This is a genomic window from Georhizobium profundi, assembly GCF_003952725.1.
In the GTDB taxonomy this organism is placed as follows: domain Bacteria; phylum Pseudomonadota; class Alphaproteobacteria; order Rhizobiales; family Rhizobiaceae; genus Georhizobium; species Georhizobium profundi.
In genome coordinates, this window is sequence record NZ_CP032509.1 from 1,910,564 (window position 1) to 1,931,793 (window position 21,230).

A 21,230-nucleotide genomic window follows, 5' to 3' on the forward strand; every position below is an offset into this window, starting at 1 on the left:
GCTATGTTCAAAAAAATCCTGATCGCCAATCGTGGTGAGATCGCCTGCCGGGTCATCAAGACGGCGCGCCGGTTCGGCATAAAGACGGTTGCCGTTCATTCAGACGCAGACCGCGATGCACTGCACGTCAAGCTGGCCGACGAGGCGGTCCGTATCGGCCCGGCGCCATCATCTGAAAGCTATCTGCGGGCGGATGCGATCGTAGCGGCCGCGCTCAAAAGCGGCGCCGAAGCGGTCCATCCGGGCTACGGGTTCCTGTCGGAGAATGCCGAGTTCGTCGAAGCGGTCGAAGCGGCGGGCCTCTCCTTCATCGGGCCATCGGCTAAGGCGATCCGCGCCATGGGGCTCAAGGATGCCGCAAAGCAGCTGATGGAGCGGGCCAAGGTGCCGGTCGTTCCCGGTTACCATGGTGACGCGCAGGAACTGGTGATTCTCGCCGGCAAGGCGAACGAGATCGGCTTTCCTGTGCTGATCAAGGCGCGGGCGGGTGGCGGCGGCAAGGGCATGCGGCGCGTGGACCGGCAAGCGGAATTCGCCGATGCCCTGTCATCGGCCAAGCGCGAAGCGCGCGCCTCCTTCGGCGACGATCGCGTGCTGGTCGAGAAATATGTGGCCAAACCGCGCCACATCGAGATCCAGGTCTTCGGCGACAGCCATGGCAATGTCGTGCACCTTTTCGAGCGCGATTGCTCGCTCCAGCGGCGCCATCAGAAGGTGATCGAGGAAGCGCCGGCGCCCGGCATGACAGCCGAAATGCGCGCCGCCATGGGCGAGGCAGCGGTGAAGGCCGCGCAGGCGATCGATTATGTCGGTGCGGGCACGGTGGAATTCATCGTCGATGCGTCCGAGGGTCTCAGGCCGGACCGCTTCTGGTTCATGGAAATGAACACGCGGCTTCAGGTGGAGCATCCGGTCACGGAAATGATCACCGGGCTCGATCTGGTCGAATGGCAATTGCGTGTGGCGGCCGGTGAGCCGCTGCCGAAGCAGCAGGACGAATTGTCGATCCATGGCTGGGCATTCGAGGCGCGCCTTTACGCCGAGGATGCGGCCAGGAACTTCATGCCGGCCACCGGTACCATCGCGCATCTGAAGTTTCCGGAAGCGTCGGTGCGGGTCGACAGTGGTGTTGCCGCTGGCGATGCGATCACGCCCTTCTACGACCCGATGATCGCCAAGCTGATCGTACACGGGGCCGATCGCGCCGAGGCACTCTCGCGTTTGCAGGATGCGCTCGTGCAGACCGAAATCGTCGGCACCGTCACCAATCTCGATTTTCTCCATGCGCTTGCGTCCCACGCTGGTTTCGCGGAAGGCGAGGTGGACACCGGGCTGATCGATCGCGAGCTTGGAGAATTGACGGCAACGCCAAGCCCATCGCCGATGGCGCGGGCCGCTGCTGCCATACTGGCTTCCGGAATGCAGGCTCGAAAGAGCGGCGATCCTTTCGACGATCTGGGCCCCTGGCTTCTGTGGGGCGCGCCCGAACGGGACGTTGTGCTTTCCCAAGCTGGCGAGCAGCGGAGCCTGCGCGTCGCGCAACTCGGCAAGGATCGCTACCGTGTTGCCGACGAGGACGATCCGCCGGTCGACCTTCAGCTGATCGAAGCGGGGGAGGGTGTATTCAGGCTGGTCGACGGCGCGCATGCGGTGACCATTCGTGTGGTTCAGGGAAGCGGCCGCATCGCGATCATTCGAGATCATGCGGTTGCCGAGTTCACGATCGTCGACGAACTCCATGCTGGAGAGGACGAAGGTGCGGGCGAGGACGTGCTGCGCGCGCCCATGCCTGGCGTGGTCAAGCAAATCTTCAAGGGTGCGGATGCGCCGGTCGAAAAGGGCGATATCCTGGTCGTGATGGAAGCGATGAAAATGGAGATGACGCTTGCGGCGCCACGGGCCGGTGTGATCGCGGAAATCTTCCACCGCGAGGGTGCACAGGTCAGCGAGGGTACGATGCTTCTCCGGTTGGCTGAAGAGGAGAAGCCGGCATGAGTGCCAAGTCTGCACCAAGCGACGAAGCGGGATCGATGGCAACGCCCGTGGACATCCTCGATTTCTGGTTCGACACGCTGACGCCGGAAGACTGGTTCAAGAAAAGCGATCAAACCGATGCAATCATTCGCGAAAAATTCGCTGCCACGCATCTGTCGCTTGCTCGGCGCATCCTTGATGGCTGGCGTGTAGACGCAGATGCGCGGCTAGCGCTGATCATCGTCTTGGACCAGTTTCCCCGCAATATCTACCGCGAAACGCCGCTTGCCTTTGCGACGGACGGCCTCGCGCTGCGGGAAGCGCGCCGTGCGGTCGATGCCGGGCTCGACAAGGCCGTCGCGGATGACCGCCGCGTGTTCTTCTACATGCCGTTCGAACACTCGGAAAACCTTGCCGACCAGAACCGTGCCGTCAGCCTGATCAGCGCGCTCGGCGACGAGACCTACACGAAATACGCCGAGGCCCACCGCGACGTCATCGTCGAGTTCGGCCGCTTTCCTCACCGCAATCAGATCCTTGGTCGAACTTCGACGCCGGCGGAGCAACGTTACCTGGAAAAGCCCGGCTCCGGTTTTTGAAGCTGCGCGTCTATTCGAGGTCTGGCAGGTACATCCAGCCACCGCGCGCGGCGGTAAATCGCCCGGAATTGCGTATCCCCGCCTGTGGCAGAACCATACCAAGCATCGCGTTGTCGGTTCTGATCTCTGCAATGTAATCGCAATTGTAGCCCGCCTGGCCGGCTCCACTTGCCGACGCGCAGCCCAGTTTCTCAAAATAGGCAAGCGTCAGGTTCACTTCGCCTATCACTTGGTTCATCGCTTCACCGATCATGTTCAACGGGTTGGGCTGACCGAAAGGATCGTCGGGAAACATGCTTCCCATCCCATTGAAGTTGGCTGTTCCCTGCCGGTAGTAGGCAAGGATGGCCATCGCCATGTCCTTGGCGCTCGGTTCACCCGAATTGCTGGAGCCGACCGCATCAACCGCCGTTGGGCCGCTTGAGTCGACGATTTCCATCGATGCCTGTTCCAGCGAGAAGATCGTCGTTTCCAGTATCTGGGCGTAAAACGGCGCGCCGCCGGCCAGTTCTTCCGGCGTCAGGTAGAGATAGGCCGCGTTGGTCACGCGCATGCGGGCATTGTCGCCCGGCTCGATCGTAGTCAGATAGGCTTGGAATTCCCCGGCAACCTCCATGCTGTCCAGCAGGCTATTCCGCGTCTGATAAAGCTCCATCGACAGTTCCGAGACACCGGCGATCGGCAACCCGCGGTTACGCAGATCGGTCAGGAAGGTCGTGCGTTGCTCCAGCCCGTTCAACGCCGAGAGCGCAGCCAGGTTCATGCCCAATTCCGCCTCCTCGCTGCGTATGGCGGCGATCAAGGGCGCGGCGATCTGGGCAGCCTTTGTGCCGATCCTCTCCATTGCCGATCGATGCTCGTCACCTTCCATTGGAGATTGTGCAACGGCCTCGACGATTTCGGCGAATTCCGCGAGCGTCGCTTCACCGTCCGTCATGGCTTCGGCGCGGGCGATGCGATCGAACAACAGGCCTATTTCGATACGGTCCCTGCGCGCCGCATAGGCGGTCTCGAAGCGCGCCGCTTCCTCGGCGGTCACGTCGTCCAGCCGATCTGCGGCGTCGAGGCGAATTGTAGCAAGACGCGTCTCTGCCGCCGTATCTTCGCCCATGGCGCTCAATTCCTCGACCGTGGCGTCGATCCAGGCGACCGACTCCCGACGGTCGATCATCGCCGTGGTGATGCCTGCATAAGCGTTCTGCAGCGTGAAGGCATGAGCAATGGAGGCGACGTTCGCGATCTTGATGCCGAACCGTCGCGGGCAATCGCGCTGCAGGAAGAAGCCGATCTCCCGGCGTTCCACCGGATCGGTCATGAACATATAGGGCAGGCCGAAAACTGGTTCGAAGACGCTGTCTTCGAAGATCGGCAGCATGGCTTTCAGCGCATTTTCGACGCTCTGCCGGTCCAGGTCGTCGCCATTGAACGGTGCGGCCCAATCGGCGAGCATTTGGCATTGGCGCTCCATTGACGAGGCCGCTGCAAAGGCGCCGCCGATACCCGGTCCGAACCGCTTCGGAGGCGTTTCTCCGCTTGTCATGGCGGATTGTACAGCAGCATCCACTCTCCGGAAAAACCGCGCATGTCGATCGCCTAATTCGGCAACGCGATTGATCTCTTCCGAAAAACGGCCTCCCTGCACGACACGAACGCCAAGTTCCTCGCCGACTGTTTCCGGCATCACGATCAGCCAGTGGCGATGCACCGCGCTTTGGGAATTCTGAGGGCGGTGAATACCCTCGGCGAGCCGCGCGCCGATCGGCGCCATGACGATCTTAGCGCCCTCGGCGTGGATCGGGGCAAGAGAAATGACGAGCTTGTCCTGCTCGGCGACCGGGCGGTTTGCCGGATGCCCCAGCCGCAGTTCGCCCTGGAGAGCTTTGCCGTCATGGGCGAGGACGAGGACGTAGCTCGATTCCAGGCGGTCCATCGGCGGAATGTCCGTCGCGCCCGCCCAATTGCCGGCAAGCGCCGCACCAACATCCGGCATCTGCGGATCGCCGGTTCGCGTGAGTTGGAAGTCGCGGCATCGTGCACCGTTCTGGCCCACGGTCCCCGCAAGCGTCTGGCCTGCGGCATCAAGGCGCGCTGATACGGTCTTCAGGCTGCGGTTCGAATTGTCGAGCTTCATCAATTGCTGCAGGGCGATCGTTGTGCCGATGACGTTGCCTGTCATGATCACGGGGGAGGGCGGGAAGACTGGGCCGTCATAGGCAAGTTTGGCGACCAGACCTTCGCCGTCCTGCAAGATCGTTGCGGTAAGCGGCACGGTTTCCGGGCGCTGCCTGGGACCGCACACGATTTCGCCGCGCCACGTGCCGGCCGCCGCGCCACCCGACACCGGCGCGAAATCGAAGTCGACCGAAGCTTGGGTCTGCGCTCCGCTTTCGTCGAGACGACGTACCACGAAATTCTCGGTTCCGCCGCATCCCGGCATTGTGCCGCTGATCACCAGGCCGTTGTCGTGCATGCTGCCCTGGAGCGTCAGCGCCTGGATGCCGCTCGGTCGTTCCACCCAGTCAGATGGGAGAAGCATGAAACGTCCATCGGCCGCCTGTCTGCCAAGCACCGCGTAAGAGCCCTCTCGGCCGTCGGGCAAGGTGAACGTGAAGAGGCCCGTCGGGCCGGTGTCGCCAGTGGATAAGGTCAACTCGAAGGTGGAGCTTTCGGCCTGTAAGCAGGTGTACGTGCCGCTCCAACGCCCGTTAAGAGTTGCTGGGCCCGCATCTGCTTGCGCCTGAGCGGTGGCGGGCGTGAGCAATGCGCAGAGGCTCATCATCGCTGCGACCAAACCGGCTAGCCGCCTTGCGGCCACAAAAGTGCAGTCGACATCAGCCCAAGCCTTCGTCGCCAAGAACGTGCGCCGTTGCATAATGCCTCTCCGAATGGGCCCACATCCGCCACTTCAGAATTAAAGGCGGCAACGGAGAGCCCGGCAACGGACCTTTGTCGCAAGACCGTCGCGCGTATCGATCGGCGTGTCGCAAACAGGCTGTTGCGCGGCGCGGAGCCCTTGCATATTCGGCCAAACGTGTGGCCCACTTGCGCGCACGATCCATCGCCTCCAGGCGTGACGACAATTCGGATATCGGGGTTCAGAATCAATGAAGGACAGAGCGCGCGCGGTGGTCATCGGGGGCGGCGTCGTCGGGGTGTCGACGCTCTACCATCTCGCCAAGAAGGGTTGGGCAGACAGCGTTCTAATCGAGCGCAAGGAGCTGACGTCCGGCTCGACCTGGCATGCGGCAGGCCTGCTGCCGCTCTTCAACATGAGCTATTCGGTCGGCCAGATCCACAAATACTCGGTCAAGTTCTACCAGGAGCTTCAGGAGGAAACCGGCATGAATGTCGGCTTCTCCAAAGTGTCCAACATCCGCCTTGCGCGCACGAAGGACCGCTGGGACGAGTTTATGTATTATGCGGGCATTGCCGAAACGATCGGCGTGCCGCTCAACATTCTGACGCCCGAAGAGGTCAAGGAGATCTGGCCGCTTTGCGAGACCGACGGCATTCTGGGCGCGATCCAGCATCCCGATGACGGCTACATCCAGCCGGCCGACCTGACGCAGGCGCTGGCCAAGGGCGCCCGCGACCGGGGCGCCACGATCTATCGCAACACGACGGTCACCGCGATCGAAAGCCAGCCGGACGGCACCTGGCTCGTGCGCACCGACAAGGGCGACATCGTCGCCGATCATGTCGTTTCGGCGACGGGGAACTTCGCGCGCAACACCGGTGCCATGGTCGGCCTCAACGTGCCGGTCATTCCCGTCGAGCATCAGTACATCGTGACCGAGCCGCACCCAGCGATCGTCGAGCGGCGCAAGCAGGGCTTGCCCGAAATGGGCGTGCTGCGCGAGAGCGACAGTTCCTGGTACATGCGCGAGGAAAATGGCGGCCTGCTGCTTGGACCTTACGAGCAGGGCGCGCCGGTCTGCTATGTCGACGGCCCGAGTGCGGACAGCGAATATGAACTCTTCCAGGAAGACCTCGACCGACTGATGCCGCATATCGAGACGGCAATCACGCGCGTTCCGGCCTTCGGCGAAGTCGGTATCAAGAAGGTCTATAACGGCGCTATCGCCTATACACCGGACGGTTCGCCCATTGTCGGCCCGGCGCCCGGTCTCAAGAATTTCTGGCTGAACGAGGGCCATTCCTTCGGCATCACGGCCGCGGGCGGTGCCGGCTGGCAGCTCGCCGAATGGATCGTCGACGGCGAACCGACCATCGACATGATGGGCGTCGACCCGCGCCGGTTCGGTCCCTATGCGACCGAAGGCTACCTCAAGGAAAAGAACGAGGAAGCCTATGCCAACGTCTTCACCATGCACTATCCCGACGAGGAGCGCGGTGCCGCACGTCCGCTGAAGACGACGCCCGTCTATGACCGGCTGAAGAGCCTCGGCGGGGTCTTCGGGTCCGTCTATGGCTGGGAGCGGGCGAACTGGTTCGCGCCGGAAGGCTATGCGGTGCCTGCCGAAGAGATCGGTGTTGGCGTCGATGTCCTCACCAACCACAATCACGCCGCACCCCTTGAAGACGGACGGATCGTGGAGCGCTGGTCTTTCCGCCGGTCAAACTATTTCGAGCATGTCGGCAACGAGGTGAAGAACGTCGCCGAGAATGTCGGCGTTCTCGACATGTCGGCTTTTGCAAAGTGCTGGATTTCCGGCCCCGGCGCGGAGGCGTGGCTGAATGCGATTCTCGCCAATGCTGTGCCGAAGAAGATCGGCCGTATCGCGCTTTGCCATCTGTTGACGAAGCACGGTGGCGTTCGTTCCGAATTCACCGTTTATCGCCAGCCGCAGGGCTTCTATCTCGTCTCGGCCGGCGCCTATGAGGCGCACGATCACGATATCCTGATGAAGCTCCTGCCGGCCGATGGCTCGGTGCAGATGATGCCGATGACGACGCAGTGGGGCGTGCTGGTCCTCGCCGGCCCGCGCTCGCGCGACGTGCTGCAGAAGCTGACCCGCGCGAGCCTTGCCAACGCCGATTTCTCCTGGTTGTCCGGCAAGGCGATCAATGTCGGACCGGCGACCGCGCATGCGCTCCGCGTCAACTTCGTCGGTGAACTCGGCTGGGAACTGCATCACCCGATCGAGCAGCAGGTCGCCATCTTCGACCGGCTGATGGAGGCGGGCGCCGAATTCGGCATCAAGCCATTCGGCATCCGCGCGATGACCGCCATGGCGGTGGAGAAATCCTACCGTCTGATCCCGCGGGAATTGTCTATCGAATACAATGCTTACGAGTCCGGGCTCGATCGCTTCATTAAGCCGGAGAAGGGTGATTTCATCGGCCGCGATGCCGTGGTGAAGGCGAAGGATGCCGGCCTCAAATGGACCTTCGTGACGCTTGAGGTGGATGGCGTGACCGATGCCGATGCGCGCGGCAACGAAGCGATCTACCGGAACGGCGAGCTCGTCGGCCGCGCGACCCATGGCGCCTTCGGTTTCCGCATCGGAAAGTCGATCGCGCTCGCCATGGTCAGGCCCGACTGTGCGGCTGAGGGAACCGCTCTTGAAATCAAGATCTTGGGTCGGATTCATCAGGCGCGCGTGATCGCCGAGAGCCCCTATGATGCCGAGAATGTGAAACTGCGGGCCTGAGGATAAGCGGGTTGCACCCTTTGCGGTGACCGCGCCTTCAGGCATGCTTCCGGCATGCGCTTGTCTGTCCAATCACAGAAAGGCATGCCGGGCACAATCAGAGGCTGGTTGTGGGCCCTTCCGCTGACGCTGGGTTTTCACACGCTTGGGTCGGGTCTCCCATCGTCTGCACTCGCGCAGGAAGACAACACCGTCGATGTCGAATTGGTTCTCGCCGTCGACGCGTCCTGGTCGATGGATTTCGAAGAGCAGATCATCCAGCGCGATGGCTATGCGAGCGCCTTTCGCTCCGAAGAGGTGATCGAGGCGATCATCTATGGCGGCTACGGTCGCGTGGCCGTGACCTATGTCGAATGGGCCGGCATGGGCTCGCAGGAAATCGTCGTCCCATGGACGCTGATCGACAGCGCCGAAGCCGCCCATGCCTTTGCCGATGCGCTGGAGCGCGGGACACCGCGCCATTTCCGCCGCACGTCCATTTCCGGAGCGATCAGCTTCTCGTCGCAGCTCTTCGACGAGAATGCGTTCGAAGGCCTGCGCAAGGTGATCGATATTTCCGGCGATGGGCCGAACAATCAGGGCGCTCCGGTGACACTTGCCCGTGATCGAGCGGTCGAAGCCGGCATCACCATCAACGGCTTGCCCCTGATGACCAACGCGCCAGGCGAGACGATGGGCTATGCGATCGACAATCTCGATGGCTATTTCGCCGAGTGTGTCATCGGCGGAGGCGGTGCCTTCGTTATCCCCGTGACCTCCTGGCAGGAATTTCCGCAGGCGGTGCGGCGCAAGCTGGTGCTGGAACTCGCTGGAGCGATGCCCGGCGATCCGATCGATCCCGTTGGGTTCACGAACCTGCGGCAGGCGAGGGATGTCCCGCCTGTCATTTCTGCCCAGGCGTCCAATCCGGCGGCCAGCGACGTCGATTGCCTGATCGGGGAGCGGATCTGGAATGATCGCAGGCAGATATGGAGCGTGCCCTGAGTGAGGTGCTTCCTTGGCAGCGGGCTTGCGAAGCGCTATGTGATGCGTGTTCCGACGAAGCGCGACGTTTGAAATGAACGAGACTCCTCGCAAGCAGGGCTGGACGACTGCCGTCGGTGCGTTTTTCGCAGCGACGCTTGCGCTCGCCTTCTCGCTGCTTGCGGTCGAGCAGTCGCGTATCGATCCGCTGCCCCGCCTCGCAGCGATTGGCTCCGAGGCAGCGCCGGGAACACCCTTTGAATTCGATCCGCTGCTCGCCACGTCGCATTATGCGATCCAGCCGCGCAGCAACGACCATGGCAAGGACGGCTCTCCGCCCGACCTTGCATCGGCCACGCTGCCCGATCAGCATTTTGCGATTTTCCGCCATGCGGTCGGCGCAGCGATGCTTGCGTCGGTCATCCGTCCTCGGCTTGCGTTTCACGCCGATGCGCGGGCGCCACCTGCCACGATCCTGACCTCCGCCACCCTTTGACGGAATTGCACCGAACGATCTCGCTGCGGGCTATTTGCCCTGCGGCGATGACGGTGCATGCAAGGATCCATCCATGCGTACGCCCAAATGGCAACTCGCCATCTATTCTCTGATCATCATCTGCGGGTTGATCGCCGCGCTTCCCAATTTCGTGCCGCCGAACAAGCTCGGCATGCTTCCCAACTGGCTGCAGAACCAGCACGTGACGCTCGGCCTCGACCTGCAGGGCGGATCGCATCTCGTTCTGGAAGTCGATGCGCCGGTGTTGAAACACGACCGCCTGACCTGGCTTCAGGACGAAACGCGCCGCCTGCTGCGCCAGGAACAGGTCTCCGGCATAACGCCCCGCCTGCAGGGTGCTGCTGTCGTGATCGAAACACCGGATGCCGAAATGGCCGGCCGGGTCGAAGCCCTCGTCTCGGGCCTCGCCACTCCTGTCCAGACAGGCGGCTTCACGCCGACGAACGACATCCTCGTCGCCCGCGACGGAACGCAGCTTACCTTGACACTCAGCCAGGCTGGCCTTGACGATCGCATCAACCAGGCGATCGACCAGAGCCTCGAGATCGTGCGCCAGCGCGTCGACCAGGTGGGTGTCGCCGAGCCGACGATCCAGCGCGTCGGCAGCGACCGCATCATGGTTCAGCTGCCCGGCCTTCAGGATCCGACGCGGCTGCGCGAACTACTCGGCTCGACCGCGCAGATGTCCTTCCACATGGTCGCTGGTTCGCAGGGCGGCCCGGGCATCAGCACGCTTCAGGATGAGGAGGGCAACTCCTATCCGATCGAAGACAGCGTGGCGCTCAGCGGCGAACGGCTCGTCGATGCCCGCGCCGGTTTCGACCAGCGGACGCATGAACCACTCGTCTCCTTCCGCTTCGACAGCGTTGGCACGCAACGCTTTGCGGAGATCACGCAGAAGAACGTCGGCCGGCCCTTCGCCATTGTGCTCGATGGCAAGGTGCTGAGCGCTCCTGTCATCCGCGAGCCGATCACCGGCGGCTCCGGCCAGATCAGCGGCTCCTTCACGGTGGAAGATACGGTCGTGCTTTCCGCGCTGCTGAGGGCCGGTGCGCTGCCCGCACCGCTGACCGTCATCGAAGAACGCACCGTGGGGCCGGATCTCGGGGCGGATGTCATTCGCACTGGGATCATCAGCGGCATCGCCGGCTTCGTGCTGGTCGTCGGCCTCATGGTGGGGCTCTATGGCGGCTGGGGCCTGATCGCGAGCGGCGCACTCCTGCTCAACGTCATCCTGACGCTCGGCGTTCTCGGCTTTCTCGGCGCGACACTGACGTTGCCTGGCCTCGCCGGCATCATCCTCGGCATCGGCATCGCGGTCGATGCGAACATCCTGATCAACGAACGCATCAAAGAGGAGGCTGCGCGAGGCAAAAGCGCTTTCGCGGCGCTCGACCAGGGCTTCAACCGTGCCTATTCGACCATCGTCGACGCCAATGTGACATCGCTGATCGCGACACTGCTCCTGTTCATGTTCGGCACGGGGCCGGTGCGCGGCTTTGCGGTCACGATGCTGATCGGGATCGTGCTGTCCATGTTCACGGCGGTCGCCGTCGTGCGCATCGCCATGACGGAGGTGGTTCGCCGGCGGAAGCTGAAAACGCTGACGATCCGCTCGCCGTTCCGGTTCAAGGCGCGCGAAACGCATTTTCGCTTCATGAAGGCACGCTATCTCGGCATCGGCATGTCGATCTTCCTGTCGATCGCCTCGATCGTGCTCTTCATGAAGCCGGGCCTCAACTACGGCATCGACTTCACGGGCGGAATCCAGGCCGAGGTCTCGACCTCGCAGTCGACGGATCTTGCGGCTCTGCGGTCGGGCCTTGGCGAGCTCGGACTGGGTGAGGTTTCTCTCCAGACGGTGGGTGACGGCCAATCGGTGCTCGTGCGCCTGCCGCGACAGGAAGGCGGAGAGGCGGCGCAAACTTCTGCCATCAACCAGGTGCGTGCCAAGATGGCTGAGCTCGATCCGGGCTCGAGCGTGGAGCGCACCGAAGTTGTTGGACCTAAGGTGAGCGGCGAGCTTGCCCGCAACGGCGTGATCGCCGTCGTGCTCGCGAGCCTTGCCATGCTCGTCTACATCTGGTGGCGGTTCGAATGGTACTTCGCGGTCGGTGCGATCGCGACGCTCGTGCTCGACACGACGAAGACTGTCGGTTTCTTCGCTTTGACGGGGCTCGACTTCAACCTGACGGCGATCGCCGCGCTTTTGACGATCATCGGCTATTCGGTGAACGACAAGGTAGTGGTCTACGACCGGATGCGCGAGAACCTCAGGCTCTACAAGAAGATGCCGCTGCGCGACGTGATCGACATGTCGATCAACCAGGTGCTGCTGCGTTGCGTGTTCACCTCGCTGACCACGTTCCTGGCGATCCTTCCGCTGGCGATCTGGGGCGGCAACTCGGTCGCAAACTTCGCGATACCGATGGTGTTCGGCGTGGTGGTGGCCACCACATCCTCCATCTTCATCGCAGCGCCGATCCTGCTCTTGCTGGGTGACTGGGCAGGCAGGCGTCGTGCACGACAGGTTGATGCGGTGCCGCTGCCTGCGGAGTAGGTGTCAATGGGCATCGGGCGGTGCGAGATCACGCCGCCCGATATGCCGTCAGGCTGCGTTCAAGAGCAGCTTGCGATCCGCACGCTCCTGCTGCGGCGAGCGGCCATAGAGTTCACGGTAGCATTTGGAGAAATGCGAGGCCGACACGAACCCGCATGCGACGGCCACTTCCACGACCGGCATGGTGGACTGGACGAGCAGGTGGCGGGCGCGGTCGAGCCGGATTTCCAGGTAATAGCGGGCAGGCGAGCGGCCCATTTCATGACGGAACAACCGCTCGATCTGGCGCCGCGACAGGCCGGCATAGCGCGCGATCTCGATCAGCGACAGCGGCTCGGAGAGGTTCGCTTCCATCAGTTCGATGATGGAGAGGATCTTGGAGTTCTGGACGCCGAGGCGTGCCCGAAGCGGCAGCCGCTGGCGATCGTGTGGAGAGCGCACCCGATCGGTCAGCGCCTGCTCGCAGATGCGATTGACGAGCGTATCGTCGTGATCCTCGCCGATCAGGTTGATCATCATGTCGAGCGCGGCGGTGCCGCCCGCGCAGGTGTAGAGGTTGGAATCGACCTCGTAGAGATCGGCGTAGACATCGGCCTTCGGGAACGCCTCGGCAAAGCCAGGCAGGTTTTCCCAATGGATGGCGCAGCGCTTGCCGGAAAGCAGGCCGGCACTCGCCAGCACATGGGCGCCGGTGCAGAGACCGCCGACGGCGATGCCGCGGTGATATTCCTCGCGCAGCCAGGCATTGACCGTCTTGTTGTTGAATTTCTCGACGTTCACGCCGGCGCAGACGAACACCATGGACGGCTTCATCTCACCCGTCATGTGGCGGCGCTCATCGGCGAGCGACGTGTTGACGGCAACCTCCACACCGTTCGATGCACAGACCGGCTGACCCTCCGTGGAGGCGAGGCGCCAGCGGTAGCATTCGTACCCCAGCATGCGGTTTGCGATTCGGAGCGGCTCGATCGCGGTGGAGAAGGCCAGCATGGAGAAATCGGGAACGAGAAAGAAGACGATGGACCGCTTGATGCGGCTCTGTGTGCTGGCCATGACGGCAATCCAGTGGGGCCGACGGCCTCGGCTCGCCAGCCGACGACGCATCAGGCGTTGCGCCGCAGAATTTGGCATAGCACCCCATGGCTGTGAAGCGGGCGCACCTCGAAATTTAGGTGCGCCCTGAAGGGCGGTTCGATCATGTCAGTCGAAGTGCCGCGTCGGCCAACCGATGTCCTTGCGCACTTCCGGCGGCAGACGGGAAATTTCCACCTCTGTCAGGTGCCGCATCCATGCCTTTCGGGCTCGCTCCCGCTTGTCGGCCCACCGGCGTGCGATGTCGGCGAAGATGGATGAAATCCAGGCGGAGACGCCACCAAAGGCGTCGTTTTGATGATGATAGGCCATTTCTGGGTTCCTTTCGGGTTTCAATTCTCGAAAGGTCGCGACCCTTGATGTTGACTATGATCGTAGCTTGGAGTTCAATCAATCGAAATGAAGTGATCTCTATGTGAAGAGAAATTGATCATGAATGCTCCGCTGAATCATCCACTGCCAACTCTCGAGCTCGATGTTCTGCGTACCTTCGTTGCAATTGCGGAGACAAAGAGCTTCTCGGCGGCGGCCAGTGCCGTCTTCCGGACCCCGTCAGCGGTTTCCATGCAGATCAAGAAACTGGAAGAGACGCTGAAGCGGCCGGTGTTCATCCGCGATGCGCGCAACGTCACGCTGACCGGCGATGGCGAAATCCTGCTCAGCTATGCGCGGCAGTTGCTTGCGATCAACCGTGAGGCGGTGTCCAAGTTCATTACGCCGGATATTTCAGGCGTCGTGCGTTTGGGCTCGCCGGACGATTACGGCGAGCGGGTCTTGCCCCATGTGCTGAAGCGTTTTGCCGAAACCCATCCGGCAATCGCCGTCGATGTCGTGATCGACCAGAGCGGCAATCTGCAGAAGCGGCTCGACGAGGGGACGCTCGACCTGACGCTGATGACCTGTTCGAGCGTGCAGACGCCTGCGGGCTCTGAAGTGCTGCTCACCGAAAACATCGTGTGGGTCGGCGCACGTGGCGGTTCGGCCCATCTGCGCGAACCGCTGCCAGTGTCGATGTGGGAAGAGGGGTGCGCCTGGCGCCTGCGCGCGCTCGACGCGCTGAGCCGCGAGGGCCGCAAGTACCGGATCGCCTATATGAGCGCGCACACCGCCGGCCAACGCTCCGCGATTCTCGCCGATCTGGCGATCGCGCCGCTGCCCAAATCCTTTGTTGCCGACGATCTGGTCTGTCTGAGTGCCAAGGACGGGCTACCCGAGCTCGGCACTTACAACATCATCATGGTCGTCGCGCCAAACGCATCCGCCCCGGTTCTCGCCGCAGCCGACCATCTGCGGGCAACGCTGGCTACGCTGAACGAGAAACTTTAAGACGCGTCACCCCGCGCACGGCGTCCACCTGCTCGGCCGCCGCGGCGGCGGGTTGCGCCGTCGTCGCCATCCGCATCACTCAGCGTCTTGCGTGGCGGCATCGTCACGGCGGCGCTGAGCTTCGGGAAGCGATCGACCTTGTTCGGCAAGGCCATGGCGGCGACGAAATGGTCCTGGAACTTGGGCTCGAGCGCGGTCTCGATCTTCTCGATCTCCGTGACGGTCCGCTCGATCTCGCGGCGATGGTCGCGGTTGAGCAGGGCCATGCGAGCACCGGTACCGGCAGCATTGCCGACGGCCTTCACCTTGTCCAGATCGCAATCCGGCACGAGGCCGAGCACCATCGCGTATTTCGGATCGATGAACGAGCCGAACGCGCCGGCAAGCCCGATGCGGTCGACCTCGGTGATGGCGAGCTTGTCCATCAAGAGCTTTACGCCAGCATAGAGTGCAGCCTTGGCTAGCTGGATCGCGCGCACGTCGGTCTGGGTGATCATAAGCCGCGGTTCGGCCTCCTGGATCACGTAGGAGAAGGTTCGGCCGTTTTCGACGATGCGCGGGCTTTTCGCGGCGAGCGCGCCGTCGATCACGCCGTCTTCGGAGATGATGCCCGCGAGATACATCTCGGCGATGACTTCGATGATGCCGGAGCCGCAAACGCCGGTGATCTTCTTGTCGCCGGCTGCTTCGGCGAACGCCGGCTCATTGGACCATGCGTCGATGCCGATGACGCGGAAGCGCGGCTCGAGAGTTTCCGGATCGATGCGGACGCGTTCGATCGCGCCGGGAGCGGCGCGCTGGCCGCAGGAGATCTCAGCGCCTTCGAAGGCGGGGCCAGTGGGCGACGAGGCGGCGACAACCCTTGCGGCGGAGCCGAGCACAATTTCCGCATTGGTGCCGATATCGACGAGCAACATCGTCTCGTCTTGGCGGTGCGGACCTTCGGTGAGCGTTGCGGCAGCCGCATCCGCGCCGACATGGCCGGCGATGCAGGGCAGTACGTAGACGCGCGTCCCAGCATTCATCGGCAGGTCAATTTCCGAGGCCTTGAGCGATAGCGCGCCGGAAACGGCCAGCGCAAACGGCGCGCCGCCGAGCTCGGTCGGGTCGATGCCGAGGAAAAGGTGATGCATGATCGGGTTGCCGACGAAGACCGCGTCCAAGATGTCGGACCGCTCGATGCCGCCATCGGCGCAGACCTTGTCGATAAGCTCGTTCAGCGCCTGGCGCACGGCCGTGGTCATCGCTTCCCGGCCTTCCGGGTTCATCATGACGTAGGAGACGCGGCTCATCAGATCTTCTCCGAAGCGGATCTGCGGGTTTGAAGCGCCTGCCGACGCAACCGTGCGACCCGAAAGCAGCGAGGAGAGATGCATCGCGATGGTCGTCGAACCGATGTCGCAGGCAATGCCGTAGGCTTCGTTCTTGAGGCCCGGATAGATGGCGATGATGCGCGGTCTGTCCGTCGGTTGGTCACGGTGAATCGCAGCAGTGACGGTCCAGTTGCCTTCACGCAGGGTCTTCTGGACGGTTGCGAGCAGATGGGTGTCGACGTCGGGATCCTTGATCCCCCAGTCGCGCTCCAGTGCGACCTTCAACCTGTCGAGGTCGCCGAGCGGCTTGTGCATGTCCGGCTCTTCGACCTCGACATAGCACATGTGGATCGCCGGATTGCGCTCGATGACGCGACCGTCGGAATCCTTGCGCACGACTTGGGCGTTGATGGCCACGTCCTGCGGAACGTCGACCACGAGATCGCCTTGGATCGTCGCGGAGCAGGAGAGGCGGCGGCCTTCCTTTAGGTCGCGCTTTTCGGCGTAGCGCTCTTCCTTCGGCGAGAAGGCCGAGATGTGATCGGCGGAGGAGGTGATGCCGTGCTTGGCGAACCGGCCTTCCTGGACCTCCACCTGGCAACGGCCGCAAATGCCGCGACCGCCGCATACGCTTTCGACATAGACGCCGAGTTCGCGCGCCGCCTCCAGCACCGGCGTACCGGGCGCGAAGCGCCCGCGACGGCCGGAGGGCATGAAGAGAACGAGGTGGTCGGGCTTGGCGTGTGCGTTCACGATTTCCTGCTCAGTCTCCGCGCGTTGGAGGTGACGCGCTTGGCGTAGGGTCGAAGCGATGCGGCAAACACCAGCTGCGGATCGAACTGGCGCGGCGTCATCCCCGAAAGGGGTGCCATCGCGGCATCCGTCATCTGCTTGGCAATCGAGAGGTTCATCGCCGTGATGCTCTCAAAGCCGGCGAGCACCTTTTCATTGACCATCATGGAGTTTTCGCGGTCGCCCTTAGCCGTGGGCGAAAGCATATTCATCCACATGCCCGTCATGCGCGATGCAATGACGAACGGTGCGGTGAACGCAAGCGTGGCGAGATCGGCATTGGCACCGACCGGAACTGCTGGTGTCTTGCGTGAGCGAGAGCGCGTCATCGGGGAGGGATCCTGTTTCCTTGGCACATCGACAATGGCCGAACGCGGTTAAAGCTCCTCCCAGAGCAAAAGAACAGCCTCAACTTCCCATGCGAGCTGCGCGTCCACCACGGCGCCGACCGCCGGCCGAAGCCGCGACCGTAGTATTGCCGGCCGATGCAGCGTCGGCTGCGGCAGACGGCGTGTGATCGCGATACTTCATGATCCAGTTGTAGCAATTGGCGTCGGTGGAGTTCAAAACGTTGGCGGCGCGCACCATTTCCATCTCCTGCGGACGGCAGGGATTCATGATCGCCGAGGTCATGCCGGACGCGATCACCATGGGAATGAAGGCCGCGTTGATGCCGTGGCGATGCGGAAGGCCGAAGGACACGTTGGAAAGCCCGCACGTGGTATTGACGCCAAGCTCTTCGCGCAGACGCCGAACCAGCTTGAAAACCTGAAGACCCGCCGTGCCCATGGCGCCGATCGGCATGACCAACGGATCGACGACGATGTCGTATGGCTTGATGCCATAGTCGGCGGCGCGTTCGACGATCTTCTTGGCGACGGCGAAACGCACGTCCGGATCTTCGGAAATGCCGGTCTCGTCATTGGAGATCGCAACGACCGGTACGTCGTATTTCTTGATCAGCGGCAGGATCGCTTCCAGCTTCTCGTCTTCACCGGTCACGGAATTGACCAGGGGACGACCCTTGGCGACCTTCAGCCCGGCTTCGATTGCAGCCGTTACGGAGCTGTCGATGGACAGGGGGACGTCCACGAGATCCTGGACGATCTGCAAGGTCTTCACCAGCAGGTCCGGCTCGGTCGCGTTGGGATCGACCGCGGTGACGCCGGCATTGATGTCGAGCATCGTGGCGCCGGCCGCGACCTGTTCGAGCGCGTCCTTGATGACCGTCTCGAAATTGCCGGCCACCATCTCGGCTGCGAGCTTCTTGCGTCCGGTCGGGTTGATGCGTTCGCCGATCACGCAGAAGGGCTGGTCGAAGCCCATGATGATCTCACGGGTTGCCGATGCGATGATGGTGCGCGACATGGAAGCTCCTCGGTCGGGCCTGTGCCGCCTGGTTTGCGAAGATGCGGGGAATCAGCGTTCCGCAATCAGGGGCATAGAAGGATATAAAGATGTCTTTATATCCCATGAGCCACGTTGTTCAAGCCACTCTGCGGACTTTTTCAGGCCGCCGAACGGAAAGACGTGGATCTGCTTGATCGCGGAATGAGGTGTGGCGGCAACATGGCGCTCGATGGGCCCGACGACCGTTTCGGGCGAGTGGCTCGTGGCAAGCGCCGTCAGCGCAAGCGCGTTCTTCTTGAGGAACGTCACCGAATTGCCGATGCCGCAAAGCGCGGCATATTTGATCAACGTCGTGATCTTGGCAGGCCCGGCGACACCGAGATGCACGGGAAGGTCGATGCCTTCCATGCGCAGTCCCTCGCTCCAGTCGATGAAGCGTTCAGCGTCAAAACCGAACTGCGTGACGATGCGCATGCGCGCGCCGGTCCGCTCGGCGAACGACTTCTTAAGGCGGAGCGCGTGCAGCGCCACTTCCTCGTTGAACTCGGGACTGCCTTCAGGATGGCCCGCGACGCCGAGATCGGTGAAGCCGAAGCGGTCGAAAAGACCGGTTTCGAGAACTTCCATGGTCGATGAAAACTCGCCCGCCTGGCGCTCGAGCCCACCGCCGATGATGAGCGCATCCCTGACGCCGGCTTCGCGGGACAGGCGCTCGACGCGATCTGTCAGCGCCACCCTCGTGGTCAGGCGCCGGCAGGCCAAATGCGGCACCGGTTCATAGCCGAGACTGCGGATGCGGATTGCCGCCGCAACCATCTCGTCGGTCGCCGTCCCGATGTCCGTGATGTAGACTCGGGTGCCATGCGGAAAGAGGCCGGGCAGGTCGTCGGATTCGATGGCCTGCTTCGGCGCCACTTCGATCGAGGCGGCGATATGGGTACTTTGATGCTGCTTCAATCCGATGACCGCGTTCATGCTGCTTTCCCTATTCCAGCGGCTGCGGTCGATCGGCTCTTCAAGAAGCCGTATCGCTTTCCGAACCGCCTGCTTTGACGAGAGCGACCAGCCGCTCCCGCGTATATGTATCTTCCAGCTCGGCCACGGCCTTATCGGCCTCGGCTTCGAGATCGTCGGAAACGGCTTGCGGGTCGCCCTTACGCCAATCTGCAAGATAGTCGTCCGTGCCATGGGCGCCCGAGCGCATCGCACACATGTCGATGGCCTCGGTAAATCTCAGCGAAAGTTCGCGTTTTGCAGCCTTGCGGCCCTTTTTCACGATGACTTGCGCCGGGATGTCGCGCCAGTAGACGACGATGCGGTCGGCCATGCATATGCTCCTTGAAAATGACTGTGATTGGGAATCGGGCGTGCCGCTGGCTGCCCCGCGACGTCGCAATGGATCAAATGCGACGTGACGCAAATTGTGGTGGTGCGCCGGCCGCCAGCACCGCATCGGCAAGCTCGCCATAGCCCGTCAAACGTCGCTCATAGGCAAGCCCAAGCCAGTCGGCGGCCTCCCGGGCTTTTTCGTCAAGCTCGGCGTCGTCGGTCTGGGCGAGATAGACGATCTTCTTGTAATGACCGAAATAGGCGTCGCGCAACTCCGGGTGGCGATCGAGCCCCAACGGCTCGATGACAAACGCCTTGAATTGCCGAGCCAGGAAATCCGTCAGGAAGAACGAGGTCATATCCTCGTCGCCACGGGCTTCGAACACTGCATTGCCCAGGAAGAACGCATAGCAATGGGGGCCTGCGATCCGCGCCACGCCTTCTTCCGCGAGCACCTTGTCCAATGCGCCACCGGTGCCGCAATCGGCATAGGCCACGAAAATTCGTGTAAAGCCGGCCTTCCGAGCCTTGCCGATGGCATCTTTGACGCCCGGTGCAATCTTTTCGGGATGGTTGTGCCAGATGGCCGGAAGGCAATGGACATCGAGATGCGTCAGCCCCGATTGCTCGCGGATAACCATAATCTCACGAGCGAGCGCCCCGCACGCAATCAAATGAACCTTTTCGACTTTCATGCGTTTCTGCGTCATTGCTTAACCGACGCGCATCCCTGCCGGGGGCGCCCATTGAGAGTAGGGACAGAAAATGACTTCCAAAACACTCGGCCGCGCAGCCATCCTTCTCGTAGCGATCTTCTCGCTCAGCGCATGTGGCAACACGATTCGCGGCGCCGGTGCAGACATGGCCAACACGGTTGACGCCACGCAGTCTGCTGCTGCCAACGTCGACGCTGCTGCAACCTACTAAGATGACGCGCCGGATCGCTCCGGCCTCGCTTGCCAAGGGCCGCTCCACCGTGCGGCCCTTTTTTATTGAGCGTCTCTCAGTCTGACCGGCGATATCAGGCCGACTGAGCCTGGTTGTGGCGGCGCTTCATGTATTCCTTGGCAGTTTCGACAGCCACTGCCGCATCCCGGCAATAAGCGTCAGCGCCGACAGCCTTGCCGAACTCCTCGTTCAGCGGTGCGCCGCCGACGAGAACGACGAAGTCGTCGCGAATGCCCTTTTCCTTCATCGTGTCGATCACGACCTTCATGTAGGGCATCGTGGTCGTCAAAAGCGCCGACATGCCGACGATATCCGGCTGGTGCTCTTCGATCGCCGCGAGATAGTTTTCGACCGGATTGTTGATGCCGAGGTCGATTACGTCGAAGCCCGCACCTTCCATCATCATGCCGACGAGGTTCTTGCCGATGTCGTGGATGTCGCCCTTGACGGTGCCGATGACCATCTTGCCAAGTTTCGGCGCGCCCGTCTCGACGAGCAAGGGGCGGAGAATGAACATGCCTGCCTTCATGGCGTTTGCCGACAGCAGCACTTCCGGCACAAACAGGATGCCGTCGCGGAAGTCTTCGCCGACGATACGCATGCCTTCGACCAGCGCTTCCGTCAGAACCTCGTAAGGCTGCCAGCCGCGATCGAGCAGGATGCGGGTCGCTTCCTCGATTTCTTCCTTGAGGCCGTCATAAAGATCGTCGTGCATCTGAAGCACGAGTTCGTCGTCGGCCAGTTCGGAAAGGATGATATCATCTTCGGACATTGCTACAGCCTTGGCCCTTCACCTCGTGAATGCGCGTTGGACGCACATGGATTGATCGGTACAGATATCGCCGGAAAAGG

The 21,230-nt window shown here is 62.4% G+C and carries 18 protein-coding genes; 8 read left to right on the top strand and 10 right to left on the bottom strand.

Features of this window, described 5'->3' with window-relative positions; translation table 11 throughout:
* Positions 1-3 precede the first annotated feature (3 nt).
* The gene (locus D5400_RS08925; RefSeq protein ID WP_126012991.1) at positions 4-1,995 is read left to right on the top strand and encodes an acetyl/propionyl/methylcrotonyl-CoA carboxylase subunit alpha; all 1,992 of its coding nucleotides are present in this window, start codon (positions 4-6) and stop codon (positions 1,993-1,995) included.
* Entirely contained in the window at positions 1,992-2,573 is a 582-nt protein-coding gene (locus D5400_RS08930) for a DUF924 family protein (RefSeq protein ID WP_126009676.1), read from the top strand. The genes D5400_RS08925 and D5400_RS08930 overlap by 4 nt, the downstream gene beginning before the upstream one ends.
* 10 nt (positions 2,574-2,583) lie before the next feature.
* On the opposite strand, the gene D5400_RS08935 is transcribed toward D5400_RS08930, so the two are convergent.
* A complete protein-coding gene (locus tag D5400_RS08935; protein ID WP_126009678.1) occupies positions 2,584-5,109 on the bottom strand; it encodes a hypothetical protein in 2,526 nt (841 codons plus the stop codon).
* Positions 5,110-5,677: 568 nt separating this feature from the next.
* Between D5400_RS08935 and D5400_RS08940 the strand changes: the two genes are divergently transcribed.
* From D5400_RS08940 to secD, 4 genes are all read left to right on the top strand, one after another.
* On the top strand, positions 5,678-8,188 hold the full coding sequence (locus D5400_RS08940) for a GcvT family protein (RefSeq protein WP_126009680.1): 2,511 nt from the start codon (positions 5,678-5,680) through the stop codon (positions 8,186-8,188).
* A gap of 84 nt (positions 8,189-8,272) precedes the next feature.
* Positions 8,273-9,172: a DUF1194 domain-containing protein gene (locus D5400_RS08945; protein WP_126009682.1), complete on the top strand. Its 900-nt coding sequence runs from the start codon at positions 8,273-8,275 to the stop codon at positions 9,170-9,172.
* Positions 9,173-9,245: 73 nt separating this feature from the next.
* Positions 9,246-9,647 (top strand): hypothetical protein, encoded by a 402-nt coding sequence (locus D5400_RS08950; protein WP_126009684.1) that lies wholly within the window; start codon positions 9,246-9,248, stop codon positions 9,645-9,647.
* Between the two features lie 73 nt (positions 9,648-9,720).
* Entirely contained in the window at positions 9,721-12,228 is a 2,508-nt protein-coding gene (gene secD / locus D5400_RS08955; protein ID WP_126009686.1) for a protein translocase subunit SecD, read from the top strand.
* 48 nt (positions 12,229-12,276) lie between these two features.
* Here secD and D5400_RS08960 read toward each other — a convergent pair whose 3' ends face one another.
* Complete coding sequence (locus D5400_RS08960) at positions 12,277-13,281, bottom strand: GlxA family transcriptional regulator (protein ID WP_126009688.1); 1,005 nt, start codon at positions 13,279-13,281, stop codon at positions 12,277-12,279.
* 147 nt (positions 13,282-13,428) lie between these two features.
* Entirely contained in the window at positions 13,429-13,632 is a 204-nt protein-coding gene (locus tag D5400_RS08965) for a hypothetical protein (RefSeq protein WP_126009690.1), read from the bottom strand.
* A gap of 120 nt (positions 13,633-13,752) precedes the next feature.
* Here D5400_RS08965 and D5400_RS08970 point away from each other — a divergent pair, with 120 nt between their 5' ends.
* The gene (locus D5400_RS08970) at positions 13,753-14,646 is read left to right on the top strand and encodes a LysR substrate-binding domain-containing protein (RefSeq protein WP_126009692.1); all 894 of its coding nucleotides are present in this window, start codon (positions 13,753-13,755) and stop codon (positions 14,644-14,646) included.
* Here D5400_RS08970 and D5400_RS08975 read toward each other — a convergent pair.
* The 6 genes from D5400_RS08975 to D5400_RS09000 form a co-directional block, all read right to left on the bottom strand.
* On the bottom strand, positions 14,643-16,673 hold the full coding sequence (locus D5400_RS08975; protein WP_126012994.1) for an ASKHA domain-containing protein: 2,031 nt from the start codon (positions 16,671-16,673) through the stop codon (positions 14,643-14,645). The genes D5400_RS08970 and D5400_RS08975 overlap by 4 nt on opposite strands.
* 35 nt (positions 16,674-16,708) lie before the next feature.
* Positions 16,709-17,080: a hypothetical protein gene (locus tag D5400_RS08980; protein ID WP_126009693.1), complete on the bottom strand. Its 372-nt coding sequence runs from the start codon at positions 17,078-17,080 to the stop codon at positions 16,709-16,711.
* Positions 17,081-17,159: 79 nt separating this feature from the next.
* The gene (locus D5400_RS08985) at positions 17,160-18,119 is read right to left on the bottom strand and encodes a methyltetrahydrofolate cobalamin methyltransferase (protein WP_126009695.1); all 960 of its coding nucleotides are present in this window, start codon (positions 18,117-18,119) and stop codon (positions 17,160-17,162) included.
* Between the two features lie 51 nt (positions 18,120-18,170).
* Positions 18,171-19,076: a methylenetetrahydrofolate reductase gene (locus D5400_RS08990; protein ID WP_126009697.1), complete on the bottom strand. Its 906-nt coding sequence runs from the start codon at positions 19,074-19,076 to the stop codon at positions 18,171-18,173.
* Between the two features lie 40 nt (positions 19,077-19,116).
* Positions 19,117-19,428, bottom strand: a complete 312-nt coding sequence (locus D5400_RS08995) for a virulence factor (RefSeq protein ID WP_126009699.1) — start codon at positions 19,426-19,428, stop codon at positions 19,117-19,119.
* A gap of 73 nt (positions 19,429-19,501) precedes the next feature.
* Positions 19,502-20,125, bottom strand: a complete 624-nt coding sequence (locus tag D5400_RS09000; RefSeq protein ID WP_245451489.1) for a DUF1638 domain-containing protein — start codon at positions 20,123-20,125, stop codon at positions 19,502-19,504.
* Positions 20,126-20,195: 70 nt separating this feature from the next.
* Between D5400_RS09000 and D5400_RS09005 the strand changes: the two genes are divergently transcribed.
* Positions 20,196-20,357, top strand: a complete 162-nt coding sequence (locus tag D5400_RS09005) for an entericidin domain-containing protein (RefSeq protein WP_126009703.1) — start codon at positions 20,196-20,198, stop codon at positions 20,355-20,357.
* Between the two features lie 94 nt (positions 20,358-20,451).
* Here D5400_RS09005 and D5400_RS09010 read toward each other — a convergent pair whose 3' ends face one another.
* On the bottom strand, positions 20,452-21,150 hold the full coding sequence (locus D5400_RS09010; RefSeq protein WP_126009705.1) for a corrinoid protein: 699 nt from the start codon (positions 21,148-21,150) through the stop codon (positions 20,452-20,454).
* Positions 21,151-21,230: the final 80 nt, after the last annotated feature.